The organism is Clostridioides sp. ES-W-0018-02, assembly GCF_020658175.1.
GTDB lineage: Bacteria > Bacillota > Clostridia > Peptostreptococcales > Peptostreptococcaceae > Clostridioides.
This window is the reverse complement of record NZ_JACVVY010000002.1, coordinates 16,355-36,439: the sequence shown is the minus strand read 5'-3', so window position 1 is coordinate 36,439 and position 20,085 is coordinate 16,355. Positions and strand designations below refer to the sequence as shown.

The 20,085-nt window shown below is 28.4% G+C and carries 17 protein-coding genes; 6 read left to right on the top strand and 11 right to left on the bottom strand.

Annotated features, from left to right (window positions below):
* Positions 1 to 2: 2 nt before the first annotated feature.
* The 9 genes from IC219_RS06580 to IC219_RS06540 form a co-directional block, all read right to left on the bottom strand.
* Positions 3 to 2,129, bottom strand: coding sequence for a chemotaxis protein CheA (locus tag IC219_RS06580; protein WP_227831372.1), 2,127 nt, complete (start codon positions 2,127 to 2,129; stop codon positions 3 to 5).
* 61 nt (positions 2,130 to 2,190) lie between these two features.
* Complete coding sequence (locus tag IC219_RS06575) at positions 2,191 to 3,894, bottom strand: methyl-accepting chemotaxis protein (protein ID WP_227433634.1); 1,704 nt, start codon at positions 3,892 to 3,894, stop codon at positions 2,191 to 2,193.
* Positions 3,895 to 3,935: 41 nt separating this feature from the next.
* Positions 3,936 to 4,895, bottom strand: a complete 960-nt coding sequence (locus tag IC219_RS06570) for a diguanylate cyclase (RefSeq protein ID WP_227433635.1) — start codon at positions 4,893 to 4,895, stop codon at positions 3,936 to 3,938.
* Positions 4,896 to 5,041: 146 nt separating this feature from the next.
* Complete coding sequence (locus tag IC219_RS06565) at positions 5,042 to 5,548, bottom strand: chemotaxis protein CheW (protein ID WP_227853321.1); 507 nt, start codon at positions 5,546 to 5,548, stop codon at positions 5,042 to 5,044.
* Between the two features lie 40 nt (positions 5,549 to 5,588).
* Complete coding sequence (locus IC219_RS06560) at positions 5,589 to 6,074, bottom strand: chemotaxis protein CheD (RefSeq protein ID WP_227831373.1); 486 nt, start codon at positions 6,072 to 6,074, stop codon at positions 5,589 to 5,591.
* Positions 6,071 to 6,655 (bottom strand): chemotaxis protein CheC, encoded by a 585-nt coding sequence (locus IC219_RS21970; RefSeq protein ID WP_227824789.1) that lies wholly within the window; start codon positions 6,653 to 6,655, stop codon positions 6,071 to 6,073. Before IC219_RS21970 ends, IC219_RS06560 begins: the two co-directional genes overlap by 4 nt.
* Positions 6,656 to 6,752: 97 nt before the next feature.
* Positions 6,753 to 7,115, bottom strand: a complete 363-nt coding sequence (locus IC219_RS06550; protein WP_227433638.1) for a response regulator — start codon at positions 7,113 to 7,115, stop codon at positions 6,753 to 6,755.
* Positions 7,116 to 7,713: 598 nt separating this feature from the next.
* On the bottom strand, positions 7,714 to 8,214 hold the full coding sequence (locus IC219_RS06545) for a GyrI-like domain-containing protein (RefSeq protein ID WP_227433639.1): 501 nt from the start codon (positions 8,212 to 8,214) through the stop codon (positions 7,714 to 7,716).
* A gap of 127 nt (positions 8,215 to 8,341) precedes the next feature.
* Complete coding sequence (locus IC219_RS06540) at positions 8,342 to 9,253, bottom strand: helix-turn-helix transcriptional regulator (protein ID WP_227433640.1); 912 nt, start codon at positions 9,251 to 9,253, stop codon at positions 8,342 to 8,344.
* A 353-nt stretch (positions 9,254 to 9,606) separates the two neighbouring features.
* Here IC219_RS06540 and IC219_RS06535 point away from each other — a divergent pair, with 353 nt between their 5' ends.
* The 4 genes from IC219_RS06535 to IC219_RS06520 all read left to right on the top strand — a co-directional run bounded on the left by IC219_RS06535 (position 9,607) and on the right by IC219_RS06520 (position 13,363).
* On the top strand, positions 9,607 to 10,458 hold the full coding sequence (locus IC219_RS06535) for a DUF3100 domain-containing protein (protein WP_227483653.1): 852 nt from the start codon (positions 9,607 to 9,609) through the stop codon (positions 10,456 to 10,458).
* A 3-nt stretch (positions 10,459 to 10,461) separates the two neighbouring features.
* The gene (locus IC219_RS06530) at positions 10,462 to 10,932 is read left to right on the top strand and encodes a hypothetical protein (RefSeq protein ID WP_227831374.1); all 471 of its coding nucleotides are present in this window, start codon (positions 10,462 to 10,464) and stop codon (positions 10,930 to 10,932) included.
* Positions 10,933 to 10,944: 12 nt separating this feature from the next.
* Positions 10,945 to 12,255, top strand: coding sequence for a M20 family metallopeptidase (locus tag IC219_RS06525; protein ID WP_227824621.1), 1,311 nt, complete (start codon positions 10,945 to 10,947; stop codon positions 12,253 to 12,255).
* 244 nt (positions 12,256 to 12,499) lie between these two features.
* The gene (locus tag IC219_RS06520; protein WP_227831375.1) at positions 12,500 to 13,363 is read left to right on the top strand and encodes a MerR family transcriptional regulator; all 864 of its coding nucleotides are present in this window, start codon (positions 12,500 to 12,502) and stop codon (positions 13,361 to 13,363) included.
* Positions 13,364 to 13,739: 376 nt separating this feature from the next.
* Here the strand turns inward: IC219_RS06520 and IC219_RS06515 are convergent, their stop codons facing one another.
* Entirely contained in the window at positions 13,740 to 14,801 is a 1,062-nt protein-coding gene (locus IC219_RS06515; RefSeq protein WP_227831376.1) for a GGDEF domain-containing protein, read from the bottom strand.
* Positions 14,802 to 15,665: 864 nt separating this feature from the next.
* Between IC219_RS06515 and IC219_RS06510 the strand changes: the two genes are divergently transcribed.
* Positions 15,666 to 17,207, top strand: a complete 1,542-nt coding sequence (locus tag IC219_RS06510; protein WP_227433646.1) for an AbgT family transporter — start codon at positions 15,666 to 15,668, stop codon at positions 17,205 to 17,207.
* 34 nt (positions 17,208 to 17,241) lie between these two features.
* The gene (locus IC219_RS06505) at positions 17,242 to 18,360 is read left to right on the top strand and encodes a M20/M25/M40 family metallo-hydrolase (RefSeq protein WP_227433647.1); all 1,119 of its coding nucleotides are present in this window, start codon (positions 17,242 to 17,244) and stop codon (positions 18,358 to 18,360) included.
* A gap of 178 nt (positions 18,361 to 18,538) precedes the next feature.
* Here the strand turns inward: IC219_RS06505 and IC219_RS06500 are convergent, their stop codons facing one another.
* Positions 18,539 to 19,825, bottom strand: coding sequence for a transcriptional regulator (locus IC219_RS06500; protein ID WP_227433648.1), 1,287 nt, complete (start codon positions 19,823 to 19,825; stop codon positions 18,539 to 18,541).
* Positions 19,826 to 20,085: the final 260 nt, after the last annotated feature.

The window sequence follows — 20,085 nt, the reverse complement described above, 5'->3', positions numbered from 1 at the left end:
CCCTAATATATTTCCATAATGTTATCTGCATCTATAATCAGACTTATACTTCCATCACCAAGTATTGTGCATCCTGAAAAACCATTGTTTTTCATATTAAATCTGTTAAAATAAACTGGAAATGGCTTTACTACAACCTGTTGAGTTCCTATTATTTCATCCACAAAAATACATACTGCTTTATGCTCATTTTCTATGATTATCATATTTCCATTTACTAATTCAGTTATATCTGTATGAATATCATATATTTTATGTAATCTTATAATAGGAATACATGCTCCATATATTGTAATTAATTCTGTTCCACTACCATCTTTAATTACTTGGCTTAAATCTGCAAGTTTAAATGTACTTCTTATTGATGATATTGGCAAAGTAAACATAGATTTTCCAACTTTGAACTCCATACCTTCTACTATAGAAAGTGTCAGTGGTATTTTTATAGTAAATGTTGTTCCTTCATCTTTTGTACTTTTTACACCAATTGAACCACCAACTTTTTCAATACTTTTACGAACAATATCCATCCCTACTCCTCTACCAGAAAATTCAGTTATAGATTCCTTTGTAGAAAATCCTGGAGTCATAATTAAAGAGTTAATTTCATCATCAGTATATTCATTAATTTGATGTTTAAGAAGACCTTGTTCTTTAGCTTTTTCCAAAATCTTATCTTTCATGAGACCTCTGCCATCATCTGAAATACTTATGACAGCTTCTCCGCCTAAATTTTCAGCAGATAAAATTATAGTTCCTATTTCTTTTTTACCCTTAGATATGCGTTCATCAGCAGGCTCTATTGCATGGTCCATAGCATTTCTTATAAGATGCATAAATGGTTCTGCTAAATTATCCATTACATTTTTATCTACTTCTGTTTCATTTCCTATAGTTACTAGTTCAACATTTTTATCTAATTTTTTATTCATATCTCGTACAATTCTATGCATTTTTTGAAATACACCTGCAATTTTAACCATACGCATTGACATTACTATATCCTGCAATTCATCTGTAAGCTTATGTAATTGTCTGGTTGCTTTATTGAAATTATCTATATCAACACCTTTAGAATCTACACTATTTACAACCATTGATTCCATAATTACAATTTCTCCAACTATATTTTGAAGTAAATCTAGTTTTTCTAAATTTACAGTCATAATATTTTGTTTACTTATAGGAAGATGCTCATTTCCTTCAATTAAAACATCTTGCTCTAAGTCAATTTTCTCATTTAAGACACTTTCTTGTAATGCACTTTTTTCTTTTACAAAATTATTTTCATCTTTAGAATTTGTCTCCAAATTAGTTTTTGGGTTTTTCACCAACATATCATCCTGTTTTTCACTTGTATATATATCATCTTTATCAACATTTGAATACTCTTTTACATATAGATTATCTTTTATTGTTTTATAAATTATGTTTTTATCATCTTTAGCAATAAATTGTATATAAAATCCATATTTTTTAATATATTCTGCTGTACCTGTATTCTTTTCTACGTCTTCAGGATAAAATGCTAGAAATTCACAGTAATCTTGCAATTCAAATGTAAGCATAAAAGCTCTTACATTTTCCATCATACAATCTTGTTCAAAAACTATTTTGACTATGTCTGAACCTTCTCTATATGAAAAATTTAAATTAGTTATTTCTTTTTCGTATGTGTCTTCTAAGTTCAACTTATCTTGTAATTTTGTAGAACTTGATAGTTCTAGAGTACTTACATAATCTTCAATATCTTTTATAAAGCTAGAGCAATCAGAAGTTGTACAATCTCCTGATTGTAATTTACCAATATCATATTTTATAAAATCTAATGCTTGAAAAACTAAATCAAACAATAAATCATTATCTATAATCTCTATTTTTCTTTCACGTATAATATAAAATAGGTCTTCTACACTGTGTGCTAAAGCAGACATATTATCTAGACCCATCATAGAAGCTGAGCCTTTTATTGTATGCATAATTCTAAAAGTTTCATTAATATTACTGTCGCTAAATATTCTTTCTTTTTCTGTCTGAATCATAATTTCATCTAATTGCTCAAGTAATAGACTTGTCTCAAATATAAACATATCTAACATTGGTCTCATACTTGGTTCAATGTAATTCATATTTATCACCTACAGTCGACAAATAAATTTCTATTTTTTCTTATATATAATATTCTATAATCTAAATCCACGATGATTTTCTTATCTCACTTTCTTTTAGATGAAATTTTTCTACTAATTCTTTTAAAATTTGTGCTTGAGCAGACATTTCTTCTGAAGCTGCAGCACTTTCCTCTGCTGTTGCAGAGTTCATTTGAACTACTATTGAAATTTGCTCTATTCCAGATAAAATCTGTGTAATTGCTATCTCTTGACTATGCACAGATGAAGAAATTCCATTAATATAATCAGTAGTTTTTTCTACACCATTTACAACTAAGTCTAATGCTTTTGCAGTTTCTTTTGCAATTTTGACACCATTTTCCACTGTTTTAATAGCTTCTTCTATAAGAATTGCTGTGTTTTGAGCTGCTTTAGCACTTTTTCCAGCCAAAGACCTAACTTCATCTGCAACAACTGCAAATCCTCTACCATATTGGCCTGCTCTTGCTGCTTCAACGGCTGCGTTTAATGCAAGAATATTAGTTTGAAAAGCTATCTCATCTATGGTTTTGATTATCTTTGATATTTCATTTGATTTTTCACTTATTGCCTCCATTGATGTCATCATATCATCCATACATCTACTTCCAAAACCAACTTGTAATGCTGATTGGTCAGATACTTCACATGCAAGACTAGCACTATCTGCACATTGCTTAATTCCATCAGATATTTCATTAATTGTAGAGGCTAATTCTTCTACTGAACTAGCTTGTTCAGTAGCACCCTGCGAAAGAGCTTGTGCTCCTGCTGCTACTTGTTCTGATGCACTTGCAACTTGCTCAGCTGACAGATTTATTTCATAGAAATCATCATTAAAAGAATTTATTATACTTTCTAATGATGTTTTGATTGATTTAAAATCTCCTATAAATTCTTGTTCTATGTCTATTCTTAAATCCCCTTTTGCAATGCTAGTTAATGTACTGTCTATAAGGTCTATATAATTTAATAACATATCTTGCATCTTTTTGACAGAACTTACTAACATTCCTATTTCAGATTTACTTTCTTCAACATCTATACTTGTTCTTAAATCACCCGATGCAATTCTTGAAAAATGTTTTTCTACTTTATTAATAGGAATTACTATCTTTAGTTTTATTACTGCATATTCTATTATTGTTAATATGATTAATAGTGAGAGTATAAATATCGTTCTTAGTATCAAACTTTGTAATTCTTTTTTAACTTCTACAATTTCAGAATTTGAACGAGTAACTACATCCTCTTGAAATTCATCTATTAAAGAATCCATTTTTTCCTGAGATTCTACATATTCGCTACTAAAAATTATACTTTGAGCTAAGCTCTTGTCATTACTTTCAACTGCATTTATAGCACTTTGTTCTTTTGGTACCAAAGAATCAGATATCTCCTTAGCTTCCAAAATTTTATTTGACTCAGTCTTTGTAAGACCAATTTTTTCAAGTTTATTTAAAGCAGATTCTCTTGTTTTTCCATATAGCTCTTTTTCATAGACATCTTTATCCTTTTTTTCACCTGTAAAAACGTACCTTCTTAACATGTCACAAACTTCTCTTGTTGTGTCTTTTATATACTGACTTTCATTTCTCAAATTGTTCATGTCATTGATACTTTTTTCCACTTTTTCAAATGCTTTATAAGATGAAATTGAAGAAAAAATGCCTGCCATAACAGCTAGTACTATAATAATTAGCAATACTATTGCCAATTTGGAAAGCTTTACTTCTCTTTTCATATCTATACTCCTTTATAAAGTAAGTTTATCAAGATATCAATCTATATCTTCTTTAGTCCATTCATTGTACTTACTACACTGCAATCTTTTCCTAGATTTTTTCCCTCGTACATTGCCTTATCTGCTAGGGATATATTTTCTTCTAATGATATGTTTGAGTTTACCTCTACTACTCCTAATGTAATAGTACACTTTATTTCATTTCCTTTATAGTTAAATTCAAATTCCTTTATTTCTTTGCGAATTCTCTCTGAAAGTATTTTTGCCCCTTCTATTGAAGTATTAGTGAGCATTATCAAAAATTCTTCTCCACCCCACCTTGATACAGTATCAATTTGTCTACAATTCTTTTTAATTATACTTGAGATTACTGTTAGCACAAAATCTCCTGCTTCATGACCATAAGTATCATTAATAACTTTAAAATCGTCAATATCTCCAAGAATAAGAGATACTGTTTCATGACTATATCTATTAATTTTTCTTTGTTCCATAAGCTGATTAATTATATGACGTCTATTGTAAAGACCTGTTAGATAATCCCTTACAACTAATCTATTTAATTTTTCAAGAGAAGATTCCAGTTCATTATTTATTTTTCTTAATTTATCTTGAGATTTTTTGACTTCAATATGAGCCATAACACGAGCTTTTAATTCTGTCATACTAAAAGGTTTTACCATATAGTCTATTGCTCCTACTCCAAAACCCTTTACTACATCTGTATCTGTATTTTTTGAAGTTATAAAAATTATAGGTATATCTTCTGTACGAATATTAGATTTGAGTTCTCTACACAATTCAAATCCAGAATTGTCTGGCAAAATTATATCAAGCAGAATAATGTCTGGTGTACACTCTTTAATACACTCTTTTGCTTCTATTGCATTAAATGCTTTTATGACTTTAAAATTATCTTTTGTAAGTGTTTTATCTATTAAATCGCACATTAGAACACTATCATCAACAACTAAAATTGTTCCTTGTTGCTTATTTTCCATATCCAAACCTCTCTTAAACATAATATATTCAAATTTTAATAATTTAAAATTCTTACACTTAATAATTATACCACTATAGTTCCAAATGTTCTCATTATAATATAATTACAATGCCACTAAATTATATATCTGTGTTACATGATAGTTTAATTGTATTTAAAAAGCAATTCATCTATCAAAAGTTCTTCTTCATCAGTCAAAAGCTTCTTCAAATCTAACAAGGTAATTATTTGATTGTCTATCTCTCCAATACCACTTACAAAATAATCTGAATATTCAAGAGTAACCCTTGGTGGAGGTGATATCTGATTTTCTTCTAAATCTATTATCTCCTCAACTTTATCAACCATAAATCCCACTACTAAATTTTCCAATCCGGCTATTACTATATATACATAATCAGTAGTATTTAAATTATTTTTCCTCAGTCTCAAATGCATATCTATTATCGGGATAATTTTTCCCCTCAAATTTATTATTCCTCTTGAATAGGTTGGGAGTTCTGGAATAAATATGATTTCCTGATTCCCAACAATTTCTATGACTTTTTCAAGTTCAATACCAAAGTTCTGTTCGTCCATTTTAAATTTTAGGTACTTAATCCCCTCATCTACTAACTCATAACCTAAATATGGGTCATCTGGAAATCTCATTCAATACCTCCCCCTTAAATATCTTCTAAATAAAAATAATCTATATTTTCTTTTTTCCTTTATTTATTGAGTCTACAATTAAATCGCCTGTCTCAGTATAAAAGCGTATTGTTCTTCCATAATTCATTCCTGTATCTTCTGCTATTATTGGAATTTTTAAGCTTAAAAGAGTTTTTTTTACTGCTTCAACATTCCTATACCCTATGCTTGCAATTGATGAATTACTATTTTCTAAAAACATCTGGGCTCCTCCAGCTATTTTTGCTTTTATATATGTCCTATTTGCACCTATATGCTCCATAGACTTAATAAGTTCCTTTATTCCTGTGTCAGCAAATTTATATTTATTTTCAATGTGAATAGCATCTTTACTATATGGCAACATAACATGTAACATTCCACCAATTCCTGCTGTTTTATCTATTAAACATACTCCTACACAAGAACCAAGTGCATAAGTAACCAAAACATTTGGTTTATACACTATTTTCATGTCTGCAATATTTACTACTATCTCTCTACTCATACTGATAATCCCAATCTTACTAATATGTCTTTAAGCGAGTCCATTTCTGGAATCATCAATATGTGGCTAATAAAATAATTATCACTATTTTTAAATTTATTTTCTATAAATAAAATTTTGTCCCCAACATCAGAAAATCTTATCATAGGAACATTCAACACAGCTCCGACCATATCAATACACATATCTGGAACCGAAATACTTATGTTCATGTTTAGCATAGATGCAATAGCATTTACATAAGAACTTGCCATAATATTTCCTATTTCTTTGATTGCAGAAATTTCAATACCTGTAATTTCGTCTAAGAAAGCTTCATCTTTATTAAAAAGAGAATTAAGCATAAGTTTAGTGATTGATTCATCCAACAAAAACATAAACATCCCATTAATATCGCCTTTCATATCAAGTAGAATGCATACAACCTTGTTTTCTGGACCTCCAAGTAAATTTGTAGCTTCATTATATTTAAGTATCTTGACCATGGGTATTAATACTTCTATCTTACTATTTATCATGGATGCAAGTGCAGTAATTGCATTCCCAGAGCCTATATTACCAATTTCTCTAAGAGCATCTATATGAATATTATCAAGTTGTGAATAATTTATAATATAAACCCCTCCCTCTATTGTTACATTTATGTATTTTTACTATATAAAGGTGTATTTACAGCCTTTATTTTAAGGCATTATTTACAACTTTAACCAATGTTTCTGTTTTAAATGGTTTTACTATAAAATCTAGTGCTCCAAGCTTTATAGCTTCCACAATCATATTTTCTTGCCCTATTGCAGAACACATCACCACTTTAGCATTTGAATCCAACATTTTTATTTCCTTTAATACCTCTAGACCATCTTTTTTAGGCATTGTAATATCAAGTAATGTCAAATCAGGCATTTCATCTTTAAACATATTATAAGCTTCTTCTCCATCACTTGCTTCTACTAAATTCTCGTAGCCACTTTTACTCAGAGCTTCTTTAATCATCATTCTCATAAAAATAGCATCATCTACTATTAAAATTTTATTTTCCATAAAACTAACTCCTCCATACTTGTAACAATAAATGCTATTATTTTTCAGTCATTGTTTATACTTACTGACTATTTTTCCTACATAATAAATACATTTCATCTATAAATAAAAGTACATATTCATGCTATACTATATTCAACTTTATTAATACAGTTTATAAATTAAAAAACTTATATATCTATTGTAATATATGTTTTGCATTTTGACGAGTTATTAAAAACATAATCACATAAAAACGTAAAAAACACAAAAACGTAAAAAGTTGTCAAAAACCAATTATATAGATATATAATAAATTGAAAATATTTATATAATATACATCTATTATCGGCTGAACTATAATTAAATTTATATCCTATTATTAATTAATAAATTTTTACATATTGCTAAAGGAAGATTTAAATTATGAACAAAATATTGATTATAAACGATTATAGATAATTTTGTGAACTATTCAAAAATTGTGTACTTAAAGAAATCACAATATTATCACTTTTAAAGATAAAATAAAAATTAGGAGTGTATAGTACACTCCCTCATGATTATCAACTTGTTTATTCCTATAATAAGTTTTATATATTAAAATTTATCAATGAATTTATCTTATTCCAATGTAAATATGAACTTCTTGCTTATTCATATCATATGTATTATTTTGATATTCTTCAAAATCACTTATATAAGTTCTATCAAAATCCATTTTCCAAAACTCAAACCAGAATTCTCCTACTGACTTTTGTATATCTCCTGTTATAGTGAATTTTGCATATTTACCACCTGGTATAACTTTGCTTATAACAAACTCTCCACAAATATCTTTTTCATTAAATTCACTTAAGTTGTTGTCCTTATCATCTTCACTATTTACTTCACAACATGCTACAAAGTTATATGGATTTGTAAAATCACCTTGATAGTCTGTATATAAACCTATTGTTTTATCATTTTTTTTACCTTTTATAGCATTATAGATACCCTTCCCCATAAAGCTTTTCCATAATTCACCTATGTCTTTTACTGCTTGTCCGTTGTTATTTGTAGTTTCTTTTGATACACCCACAACTATTTTTTCACTTATATGTACTATTTCATAATCCATACTTTATACCTCACTTTAGCTTTATTGATTGCTTTTGATTATCTGTTTCTTTAATTTAATTATAATTTATAAAATACGACATCTATATGTCATATATTTTAATATAATTGAATTTAGTAATAGTAACTTATAAGGAATACATCTTAAGCATCTCTTTCAATCTATTTATAACATTATCTCTAATGAATTTAGGTTCAAGTACTTCAACACTATCTCCAAAAGATAAGATATATCCATAAATCCACTCTCCAATTGGGAATTCTGCAATTACATCATATGTATTATCTTCATTTTTAGTTATTAAATCATTGTTAAAATCATCAAAAACTCTATAGAGCATCTTTTCCTTAAATCTTAACCTCAGAGTTACTGTATCTTCTTTAATTATTTTAGAGTCATCTAAGTATGCCTCTTCAATTATCTTTCTTGAAAATATGTCTTCTTTTACTACTAAGTTTTTCATTCTACTGATTCTAAATATTCTAAAATCGTCCTTTAATTTGCAAAACCCATACAAGTACCAAGTCTTACTTTTATACATTAGCTTCATCGGTTCAACAGTCCTATTTGTCTGACTTGAAAAACTATTTACATAATCAAAATTTATAGTATTGCGTCTTAAAATAGCATTTTTTATTTTTGTAAATTTATCATCCTCATTAAAATTACTTCCCCATTCAGTAAAATCTATTTCAATCCAGTTTGCAAAATTACTTTCTCCAAATATTGAGCCAATTTTATCTACTACTGAATTTATTTCTGGATACTTTGTTGCTTGTAATGTTTGAAGTGCTATTATTAAACTCTCCTTATCTTCCTTTGACAATATAGTTTTGTCTATAGAATATTCTTCTATTAAAGATATTCCTCCTCCTTTGCCTTTAGTCATATATACTGGTACTCCTGACATAGACAGAGTTTCTATATCTCTATATATAGTTCTTGTAGAAACTTCAAACCTCTCAGCCAATGCTTTAGCAGTAACTAATTTTTTATTTAATAGTATTACTATTATTTCTGTTAATCTATTTATTTTCATCTATTATCACCTACTAAGATTATTATATTTATCTTTATTTTCTATAATTATATTATTTATTTTAAAGCTTTTTATATTTTATTCATACAATATTTAAGTAAATTTTTAATAAATAAATTTATATGTTAATATTTTTAAGTTATGTAATATTTTACATATTTTTTCGTTGACAATGTTAAATTTTTGATTTATCCTTAATTAAGGACATGTTATTGACAGTTCTTAAACTTATTTGAAAAACAATTTTACTATATAATTTTATGTAATTTAGGAAAACGTATTATATTCAAGAAAACGTATTTTCTATTTCAAATTCAAATAAGTACAATATTTATTTTTTTAGGGAGGCAATCATGGAAATTAATAAAAAACACTTTATTCAAGTCTTTTTAACTTGCTTAATCTTAGTAGTAGTATGTGAATTTATAGGACAAAGAACATTAGCTATTGGCTCAGCTTCTATAATACTATTTCCAATGCTTTATGCAGTTATAATCGGACTTATAATAACACCTGACTTATTAGGCAAAAAAATTAAAGCACTTAAAAAAGTTATTGGAGAAAAAGAAATCAATATTGCTGGTGAAGTTGTTGGAATTGCGCTAGTAATGCTTGGTATAAAATATGGGACTACAGTTGGCCCAAACATCGATAAGATAATTCAAGCTGGACCTGCATTTCTTGCTCAAGAATTTGGTCACATACTTGCACCAATAGTTGCATTACCTCTTGCATTAATATTTGGTATGAAAAGAGAAGCTATTGGAGCTACTGCAAGTATAAGCCGTGAACCATCTTTAGGAGTTATATCTGAAAAATATGGGATAAATTCTCCAGAAGGTAGTGGCGTACTTGGTACATATTTAATGGGTACAGTTCTTGGTACTATATATTTTAGCGTATTAGGCTCAGTCTCAATTTATAGTGGCCTTCATCCATATGCTTTAGGAATGGCTTGTGGTGTTGGTAGTGGAAGTATGATGACTGCTGCTGCTGGCTCACTTTCTACCATGGTACCTCCAGAAATGGCAGATACAATACTTGCCTATGCAGCAACAAGTAATATGATGTCTAGTATAACAGGAATTATATTCTTGGTCTTTGTATCTTTACCATTTACTAATTTTATGTACAAAATTTTAGAACCTAAATTTTCAAGAAGTAAAAAAACTGACAAAACAAAAACTACAAAAGGAGAGTGCTAATAAATGTTTGCTAATTTAGATTTAAAGAAAAGTTCATATCAATTATTGGTTATGTCTATTATTGGAGTTATAATTCTTATAGGACAAAGAATTAGTGTTGGTACATCTATAGTAACAGCTTTTCCTGGAATGGTAATGTTAATATTAGCTGCTATGGCTGCTATGATTATAAAGGATTTATTTCCTAAATCAATATTTCCTGCTTTTGGATTTGCAACTATAATAGGTCTTTTACTTAGTATGCCATATAGCCCAACATCTGAAGTATTCTTAACTAACACTAATAATATTAATTTTATGGCTATAACAACTCCTCTATTAGCTTTTGCAGGAATTTCTGTTGGAAACAAAATAGAAGCTTTAAAGGAAATGTCATGGAAAATAATTATAATATCACTTGTTGTCTTTACAACTATATTCTTTGCATGTGCAAGTATAGCTCATATAGTTTTAAGTATTCAAGGTAAAATATAGGAGGAACTTATTATGAATAAAGAACAATTAAAATCTCTAGTAATAAAGACTATCGATGAAAATAAAGAAAAAATATTAGAAATAGGTCATGGAATCTACAAAAACCCAGAATATGGATATAAAGAGTATAAAACTACAGAAGCTGTTTCAAACTTTTTTGAACAAGAACTAAACTTATCTGTCGAAAAAAATATAGCTGTTACAGGATGTAAGGCAGATGCAAATTCTAGTAAAGAAGGTCCTCATATATCTATACTTGGAGAATTAGATGGTATATCATGCAAAGAACACAAAGATTCTAATGAAATAGGTGCATCTCATACTTGTGGACATAACATACAAATAGCTGGAATGTTAGGTGCAGCTGTTGGTTTAGTAAAAAGTGGGGTTTTAGAACATTTAGATGGTAAAATATCATTTATGGCTACTCCTGCTGAAGAATTTATTGAATTGGAATACAGGGAACAATTGAAAAAAGAAGGAAAAATAACTTACTTTGGTGGAAAACAAGAACTAATAAAAAGAGGTTACTTTGATGATATAGACATATCTATGATGTTTCACTCTTCAGATTTAGGAGAAGATAAGGCTCTAGTTGGTCCTGAAAGTAATGGCTTTGTCGGCAAAAAAGTTAAATTTATAGGAAAAGAATCTCACGCTGGTTCTGCTCCACATGATGGAATAAATGCTTTAAATGCAGCAATGCTTGCTATAAATAATGTAAATGCACTTAGAGAGACTTTTAAAGAATCTGAAAGAGTTAGATTCCATCCTATCATCACAAAAGGTGGAGATATAGTAAATGTTGTTCCTGCTGATGTTCATATGGAATCATATGTAAGAGCTAGAACTATAAACGGCATGATAGATGCTAATAAAAGAATAAATAAAGCATTGATGGCTGGTGGAATGGCGGTTGGAGCTGATGTTGAAATAACTGAAATTCCTGGGTATCTACCAATATTAAGATACAAAAACCTTGATAACTTATTTAAAAATAACCTTGAAGATTTAGGTTTAAAAGGAAAAATTATTGATGGTGGAGATTTCACTGGTTCATTTGATTTTGGAGATGTATCTCATATAATGCCTACCCTTCACCCTATGATTGGTGGTGTAAAAGGTGCTCTTCATACAAGAGATTTTGAAATAATTGATGAAGACTTAGCTTACATAGTACCTGCTAAGGCTATGGCACTTACAGTTATAGACCTTCTTTTTGATAATGCTAAAGAGACTAAAGGTATATTAGATGCCTTTACACCAGTTATGACTAAAGAAGAATACTTAACATTCTTAGAAAAACACGACAAAACTTTATAGGTCTATTAAGTATTCTTTTTATAATACAAAGATGGTATATGCTTTAAAAGCTATACCATCTTTTCTTTTCTTTCATAAAGTCCTCAATATTTATTTAGAAAAAATACAATAAATATATTCATCCTCATGTATAGTAATAGCATACATTAGTAGTTAGAGATAGCATTTACAAATACTGTATATTTCTTATAAAAAAATATTAGCTAACTCTCAATTATTAGGGTACGAAAGAAGGTGAGTTGAAATGATGACATTAAAACAAGTTTCTTCATTAACTGGTGTCAGTATACGTACTCTACAGTTTTATGACGAAGTTGGTTTATTTAAACCTACAAAAATAACTACTGATGGATTACGATTATACGATGATAACGCATTAGAAGTTCTACAAAAAGTTACATTTTTTAAAGAACTTGATTTCACATTAAAAGAAATTGAAGCAATCATGGAAAATCCTCAATTTGATTGTCTAACTGCATTTAAAAATCAAAAAGAACTAATCCAAATAAAGCGAGATAGATTAAATGCTCTATTAGAATTACTTAATAAACTTATAAAAGTAGATAAATGTGTGGATTTTAAAGATTTTAATATGAGTGAGTATTTTCATATTTTAACTGAGTTCAAAGAATCTCACACTGATGAGAGTGTCGCACAAACTGAAAGCATTGAAGATTTTGATAAAACAACTTCAGAAATCAAATCATATGAAAATGAAATAGCAAATATGGCAATTAAGCAGTTTGGAAGTCTTGAAAAATACACAAAAGCTATGGAAAATAACTTTCAAAATTTTTTATCTAACAGTACTGCTACTTCTCAATCAGAAGTACTTAACCTTATTAAAAAAGGTGATGATATTACAAGAAAACTTACAGAAAATCTAAGTAAAGATGTTGCATCTTTAGATGTCCAAGAATTAGTTAAAGAACTGATTTCTTTTACTAATAAAATTAATAATGGAATAGATATGGGAGATAATTATTGGCCTATTATGTCTGAAAATTATATATCAAACCCTGTATTTATTGAGGTTAACGATAATAAATATGGAGATGGAGCATCAAAATTTATTGGTCTTGCTTTAAAAGCATACCTTGAAAAATAAAAACTTGATATTACAGTTAGCACTTTATACTATAAATTTGCAAAAAATAGCATTGGTAAACATAATAGATATTTACTGATGCTACTTATTGTAATATTTACAAGGTTACCATTTTTGTAGAAAGCATACAATATTTAGAACGTTGAATTTGAACAGAGTGGCTTCCTGACTCTAGTTATAAATATGTAGAAAATATTTCAGATATAGAAGTTTACTTAAATTCATACCTACAAAATGCAGAACATGAAGTCTGGCTTCCAGTTACAAAAAAATCAGAAAAGAAAAAAGGCAGTTTCAAAATTCCAGCTGAAACTACCGTTTTTCTTTTTAAAAATTATATATTACATATACATAAAAATCATGATGAAATATTAAATCAGTTTATTCGATAACACCCTTTTCCTGCTTCCTTTGCTGCATAAAGAGCTTCATCTGACCTACTATATAAATCTTCAAAATTAGCAATGTTTTTATCACAAATTGAACATCCTAAACTAATATGAAATACATAATCATTCTGTGATAAATCTTCCATATTATCTAATGCATCAAATAATTTCTCAAAGCGTATTTTACAATTCTCCTCATTCTTTAAATCCTTAGCATAGATGGCAAATTCATCACCACCTAATCTTAAAACTACACTATCATAGAAAATATTCTTTATATTATCAGCTACAGCTTGTAAATAACGGTCACCTACAATATGACCATAGGAATCGTTGATATATTTAAAATCATCTATATCGATAAGAATAAAAGCTCCATACTTTTTTTCGTCCATAAGATGTTCAATCATTTCAACACCAGCACCTCGATTATATATACCTGTCAATAAATCAATTTCTGATTTAGTTCTATATTTAATGTAGTTTTCTACACTTTCGATACGGTCATTCAGAATAAAAAAGTTAACACCCACAGATAAAAAATAAAAAGTAACTAAATCAACTAAATCCGCCATAAACATATTTATATCCTTTGCTATAAAGCAACAAATACCATAGATTATAGCAGTTCCTGTTATGTAGAGAGTAATTCTCCATGGTTTATCCAATATGAATAAAGGAAGTACACATATAAAGACCATAATTGTGATTGATGGTTCTGTTTTATCTAGAAAAGTTCCCCTCAAAATACCCATTATCATAACTGGAGTTAATGCCAAATAAAAGATAAGCGTTATATGCTGAAAGTGTTTTTTTAAGTAAAATTTAGAAATAATATAAAGAATAAAAAAGTATCCAAGTATAATAAAAAACTCTATATTAAAAGTAACAACTTCTGATAAAATCAATCCAAATACAAACACCATAGCTGAAATAGTGAGTCCTAATAATGACAAACCGCAGAAACATCTATAATTTCTCAATCTAATTTCAGATTTATACAAATTCATCTTCTTTGCTTTAAAATTCTTTAATATTGTTTCTAACATCCTACCTCCCTTGTACATTCCACACTCTTATTCATGAATTATTTTAATACTTCTATAGTTCAACTACTGTTGATACACTTATAAATGAACTCTCACATTATTTATTAATTTAAAGAGTGATTTAACTATCATATAGAGCTATTATTCATATTTTTTCATTTCTCTATTAAAATTAACCCAATAATTTCCAATTATATAAATTGATTATATTTCCAATATATTTTTTATAAAAATATAATAATATTACTATCTAGTTTACAAAAACATATAAATAACTTAATATTTTTAATTTTATTTTAATATTTCTTTACTTATAGTTAGAATATATTATATCATTCTCATATACAAAAGTCATTAAAAAGAGCTCCTACATAGGTTATATTCATCATAATATAAACTTGTGTATTTTACTATTTCTCTACAATTCTTTAATCTTTTTATATTTTTCATATAACCTTATGACAATTTATCCCCTTACATATTATTTTTTAGTTCTAACCTAAATACTTCACTTGAGTTGTTATTTAGTTGTTATAAAGTTTTGTATTTTATTAATTTATTCTTTTACTAACTTAATATTCCACTAGATTTTTATAAAGTTTTGTTTTAAAATTAATTTTAAAGTATATATATAATACAAATAACTTAGATATAATTCGTCATTAATCTACTTAAAGCATATTTAATTAACATCACTCATCCAGAAAATTCAGAAAATTACATTGACATAGGAAAAAGTTTATTTTATACTTTTTTTAGGACACATTGTGGACACGTCTTAAATTGACAGTCATAATTTATATTATAAATTTGACCACAATACTTATTTTCAATATTATATTTTAAAAACATAGGGAGGATATTATGAATGATAACGTAGTTAAAAAGAAGAACTTTTTTGACAGAACATTAAACAGAATAGAAATTGTTGGTAATAAGCTACCAGACCCAGTTACAATATTTCTAGGATTATGTGTACTTTTACTTATACTATCTAGCATAATCGGTTCTATGGGTATATCAGTAGTTCATCCTGGTACTGGTGAAACTATAACTGCTGTAAATTTATTAACTGTAGAACAACTTCAGATTTTATTAGGAAATATTGTTAGTAATTTTCAAGGCTTTGCACCTTTAGGACTAGTTTTAGTTACTATGATAGGCGCTGGTGTTTGTGATAAAACTGGACTTATGACAGCAACAATAAAGGCATCAGTAAGCAAAATTCCTGAAACAAAAGTAACTCTTGTTGTAATGACTATAGGTATGCTTGCAAATATTGCATCAGATGCAGGTACAATACTATTCCCACCATTGGCTGCACTTGTATATCTTGGTGTTGGAAGACATCCACTTATAGGTTTATTTTCTGGATATGCCGCAGTCTGTCTAGGATTTGCAGCAAACATCATGATAAGTGTTAACGATATACTTGCTGCAAGCTTTACAGTACCAGCAGCTCAGATGATTGATTCTGGATTTGAAGCTAATGCAACAATGAACTTATTTTTTATGATAGCATCAACTTTTGTATTAATATTGTTAGCAACTTGGGTAACAGAAAAAATTGTAGCTCCTAGATTTGGTAAATACGAAGGAAATGCAGAGTTAGATGTTGATGGTAGCCTTAGTGATGTAGAAAAAAAAGGGCTTAAAAAAGCTGGTATAAGTATATTAATATATGCAGCAATTATGATAGCACTTAGTGTAATTGGTCAAAAACCATTCTTAGCAGACCCAGAAACAGGAGATTTATTATCAAATAATGCTCCTCTTATGAAAGGTATGGTACCTATAATAGCTTTAGCTTTTTTTATACCTGGTGTTGTATATGGAAAAACTATAGGTAAGATAAAAAAGGATAAAGATGTTGTCTCTATAATGGCTGGTGCAATGAGTGATATGGGCGGATATATAATACTAGCATTTGCTGCTTCACAGTTTTTGCAATTATTTACAAATAGTAATTTAGGTTTGATACTCGCTGTAAAAGGTGGAGAGTTTTTGAAATCAGCAGGAATAAATGGTCCTTTATTATTGATAGGATTTATTATATTATCATGCTTTATAAATTTATTTATAGGAAGTGCATCTGCAAAGTGGGCTATACTTGCACCAATATTCGTACCAATGTTTATGATGGTCGGATACAATCCAGCACTTACACAAATGGCTTATCGTATAGGTGACTGTATAACAAATCCACTTAGCCCCTTATTCCCATACTTCCCTATTATACTAGCATTTACAAGAAAGTATGATAAGGATGCGGGTATGGGTACTGTAATAGCTAATATGCTACCATACTCTATATCATTCTTGATAGTATGGACTATACTATTGATACTATTTATGGTGTTTAATATTCCATTAGGGCCTGGAATATTCCCTTCTTATAGTATGTAATTTATTTAAATTTTTCTAAAAGGAGAAATGATTTATGTTAAGTAAAAATAGACTTATAGATAACTTTATGGATATGGTTAGGATTGACAGTCCATCTAATCAAGAATTAGAAATGTCCAAGTGGATAGTAAACTATCTAAAAGAAAGAAATATAGACGCTATTATAGATGATGCTGGTGAAAAATATGGTGGTAATACGGGAAATGTTATCGCATATATAAAAGGAGAAGAAGGAAGTAGACCTCTTTGTTTATGTGCTCATATGGACCAAGTTCAACCTTGTTTAGGTGTAAATCCAATACTAGATGGTAATGTAGTTAGAAGTGATGGAACTACTACACTTGGTGCAGATGACAAAGCTGGTATAGCTGCTATCCTAGAAGCTCTAGAACATGTTATTACAGAAAAAATACCACATAGAGATATATATCTATGTTTTACAATTTGTGAAGAAGCTGGTATGCATGGTGTTAAAAACTTTAACCCTGATAACTTACCTTGCAAGGATATGGTGATTTTAGATTCTGGTGGAGCTATTGGTTCTATAGCATATAAGGCTCCTGCACAAGAATCTATAAAAATATCTTTTGATGGTAAAAAAGCACATGCTGGTATAGAACCTGAAAAAGGTATAAATGCTATATTGGTTGCCTCTCATGCTATAAGTAATATGCATATAGGTAGAATAGATTCTCTGACAACTTCAAATATAGGTAAAATAGAAGGTGGTGGAGCTACAAATATAGTAACTGATAAGGTTACATTGACTGCTGAAATCAGGTCTCATATCCCTGAAACTTTAGAATATGAACTTAATCATATGGAAAAATGTTGTTCAGATGCTGCATCTAAATTTAATACTACTTACACTTTTGAACATAATATGTCTTATCCAAGTTTTGAACTTAGTAGAGACAGTCATGTTTTTAAATTAAGTGAGGAAGCAATAAGACAAGTTGGTGTTGTTCCAAATCCAATGATAATTGGTGGTGGTAGTGATGCAAATATACTAGCTAATCTTGGATATAATTGTGCTATATTAAGTTTAGGGATGTATGACGTACACACAGTTAATGAATATGTAAATATAGATGAATTATATGATACTGCTAAAATAGTTTATCATATGATTAAGTTAAATGATGAATTGTAAAAAATTAATGATAAATTAGAGTACTATCACTAATATAAATACTTTTATACAATACTACTCTTTAACTCTCATAATTAAAAACCTATGTATTTTCAACTCTATAAGTACTATTTTAAAAAGTTGATTTACATAGGTTTTAGTATTTTATATGACACTTCATACAATCTTATATAATATTTTAAAACAATATCTCAGTAATATTCTTTGGTCTACCTCCACCAATACTAGTTTCTTTAGCACATATTCTCCCTAGATTTGCACTTACTATTTTATTCAGTATACGCCTTGCACTTCTTTCACTTACATTTAGATATTCTGCCAATTCTTTTGAATCGTAAATCTTGCTTTTTCTATTTTCACTTATAGCTATAATTTTTGCTACTGATTCGCAACTCATTCCAGTTTTTTTAGATATTTCTATTACTTTTTCATCAGACAATACTAAGGAGTAATTTAATTCATTTTCTGAGGCTAAAGGACCTCTTATATTTTCATCTTCATCTACTAAATATATACCAATTTCTTTTGAATCTATTGAATGTCTCAATGCTTTATGTGCATTATTTTCAGCTTGATATGCAGTTACTCCAGTCCCAATACCTATACTAAGAGAAAATCCCATGTCTTTTATATCTCTTTTTAACTTAAATAATTTATCATAATTGTACTCATTATCAGCTACACCTTTATGAACAAATACCACATAATCATTTCTTCCAAACGAAAATAAAGAACCTTGAATACTTCTTGCATAGTTTACTACAAGCTTATCCATATCTGATTTTTTTATCATATCAGAATAATAGTTTTCTATCTTCTCTTTATAGTCTATTAGACTCAATATTTCTACTGCAATTTGAGAAAATCTAGCCTTACTTAGAGCATATTCACTCTTCACTTTCTCATAACTTTCTTTGATTAATTGTATAGTTGCTTGTAGCCGAAATACAGGATAACCTCTTTCCTTTAACTCATTGTACACTGCTCCAAAACCAGTTATCATTATCTCGGTCTTATTTTCTTCAAACAATTGTATATGCCACTTTGCAAGTTCAGATTCTCCTACTTCTAAAGAAAATGGCCTACAAAATATACTTGTAGCTTCAATATCAAACTCTTTAAGTGCATCTTCTACAACATATCTATCAACTACATCTATACTAAATTTATCTAGCTTTATATTTTCGCTCTTTATTGCCCAAAATGCTTTCATTATACTTGTCCCACTTCTTGGAACAAATGAATGTGGTTTACTTATTTCATGTTTAGATTTTATAAACTCATAGACTCCACATCCTGTAAATATAATAGCATCACATTCATCTTCACATTTTGAAATAACTTCTACTGTATCTACTACTTTTTCTCTTACATATATTTTAGTTTCTAAATTGCTATCTATCTGTTTTAAGTCTTCCTTTATCTTAAAGCCAGAGTCTGAAGGACCTATAATACCCACTATCATAAACTTCGCTCCTAATCCATCCATATTGTACTTACTAAAAAATTATAATGTCATTGCTTTTATTTTTTATTTAATTTATTATCTCACATTCTATATTTATGGTAAAGAAGTTCTATACAAGCGTTTAGAATAAAAATCTCTAAAAATTAAATTTTAAATACTATAAAGCCTGTATATATTTCAACCTTGAATTATTAATTGACTGAATATATACAGACTATCTTACATTTAATTTAGACAACCTATCACAGAATATATTA

Excerpts from the sequence above, each read along its gene's own strand:
- IC219_RS06580 (WP_227831372.1), bottom strand. The coding sequence starts at position 2,129 with ATGAATTACATTGAACCAAGTATGAGACCAATGTTAGATATGTTTATA.
- IC219_RS06520 (WP_227831375.1), top strand. The coding sequence starts at position 12,500 with ATGATGACATTAAAACAAGTTTCTTCATTAACTGGTGTCAGTATACGT.
- IC219_RS06525 (WP_227824621.1), top strand. The coding sequence starts at position 10,945 with ATGAATAAAGAACAATTAAAATCTCTAGTAATAAAGACTATCGATGAA.
- IC219_RS06500 (WP_227433648.1), bottom strand. The coding sequence starts at position 19,825 with ATGATAGTGGGTATTATAGGTCCTTCAGACTCTGGCTTTAAGATAAAG.
- IC219_RS06505 (WP_227433647.1), top strand. The coding sequence starts at position 17,242 with ATGTTAAGTAAAAATAGACTTATAGATAACTTTATGGATATGGTTAGG.
- IC219_RS06570 (WP_227433635.1), bottom strand. The coding sequence starts at position 4,895 with ATGGAAAATAAGCAACAAGGAACAATTTTAGTTGTTGATGATAGTGTT.
- IC219_RS06535 (WP_227483653.1), top strand. The coding sequence starts at position 9,607 with ATGGAAATTAATAAAAAACACTTTATTCAAGTCTTTTTAACTTGCTTA.
- IC219_RS06530 (WP_227831374.1), top strand. The coding sequence starts at position 10,462 with ATGTTTGCTAATTTAGATTTAAAGAAAAGTTCATATCAATTATTGGTT.
- IC219_RS06540 (WP_227433640.1), bottom strand. The coding sequence starts at position 9,253 with ATGAAAATAAATAGATTAACAGAAATAATAGTAATACTATTAAATAAA.
- IC219_RS06510 (WP_227433646.1), top strand. The coding sequence starts at position 15,666 with ATGAATGATAACGTAGTTAAAAAGAAGAACTTTTTTGACAGAACATTA.
- IC219_RS06550 (WP_227433638.1), bottom strand. The coding sequence starts at position 7,115 with ATGGAAAATAAAATTTTAATAGTAGATGATGCTATTTTTATGAGAATG.
- IC219_RS06565 (WP_227853321.1), bottom strand. The coding sequence starts at position 5,548 with ATGAGATTTCCAGATGACCCATATTTAGGTTATGAGTTAGTAGATGAG.
- IC219_RS06545 (WP_227433639.1), bottom strand. The coding sequence starts at position 8,214 with ATGGATTATGAAATAGTACATATAAGTGAAAAAATAGTTGTGGGTGTA.
- IC219_RS06575 (WP_227433634.1), bottom strand. The coding sequence starts at position 3,894 with ATGAAAAGAGAAGTAAAGCTTTCCAAATTGGCAATAGTATTGCTAATT.
- IC219_RS06560 (WP_227831373.1), bottom strand. The coding sequence starts at position 6,074 with ATGAGTAGAGAGATAGTAGTAAATATTGCAGACATGAAAATAGTGTAT.
- IC219_RS06515 (WP_227831376.1), bottom strand. The coding sequence starts at position 14,801 with ATGTTAGAAACAATATTAAAGAATTTTAAAGCAAAGAAGATGAATTTG.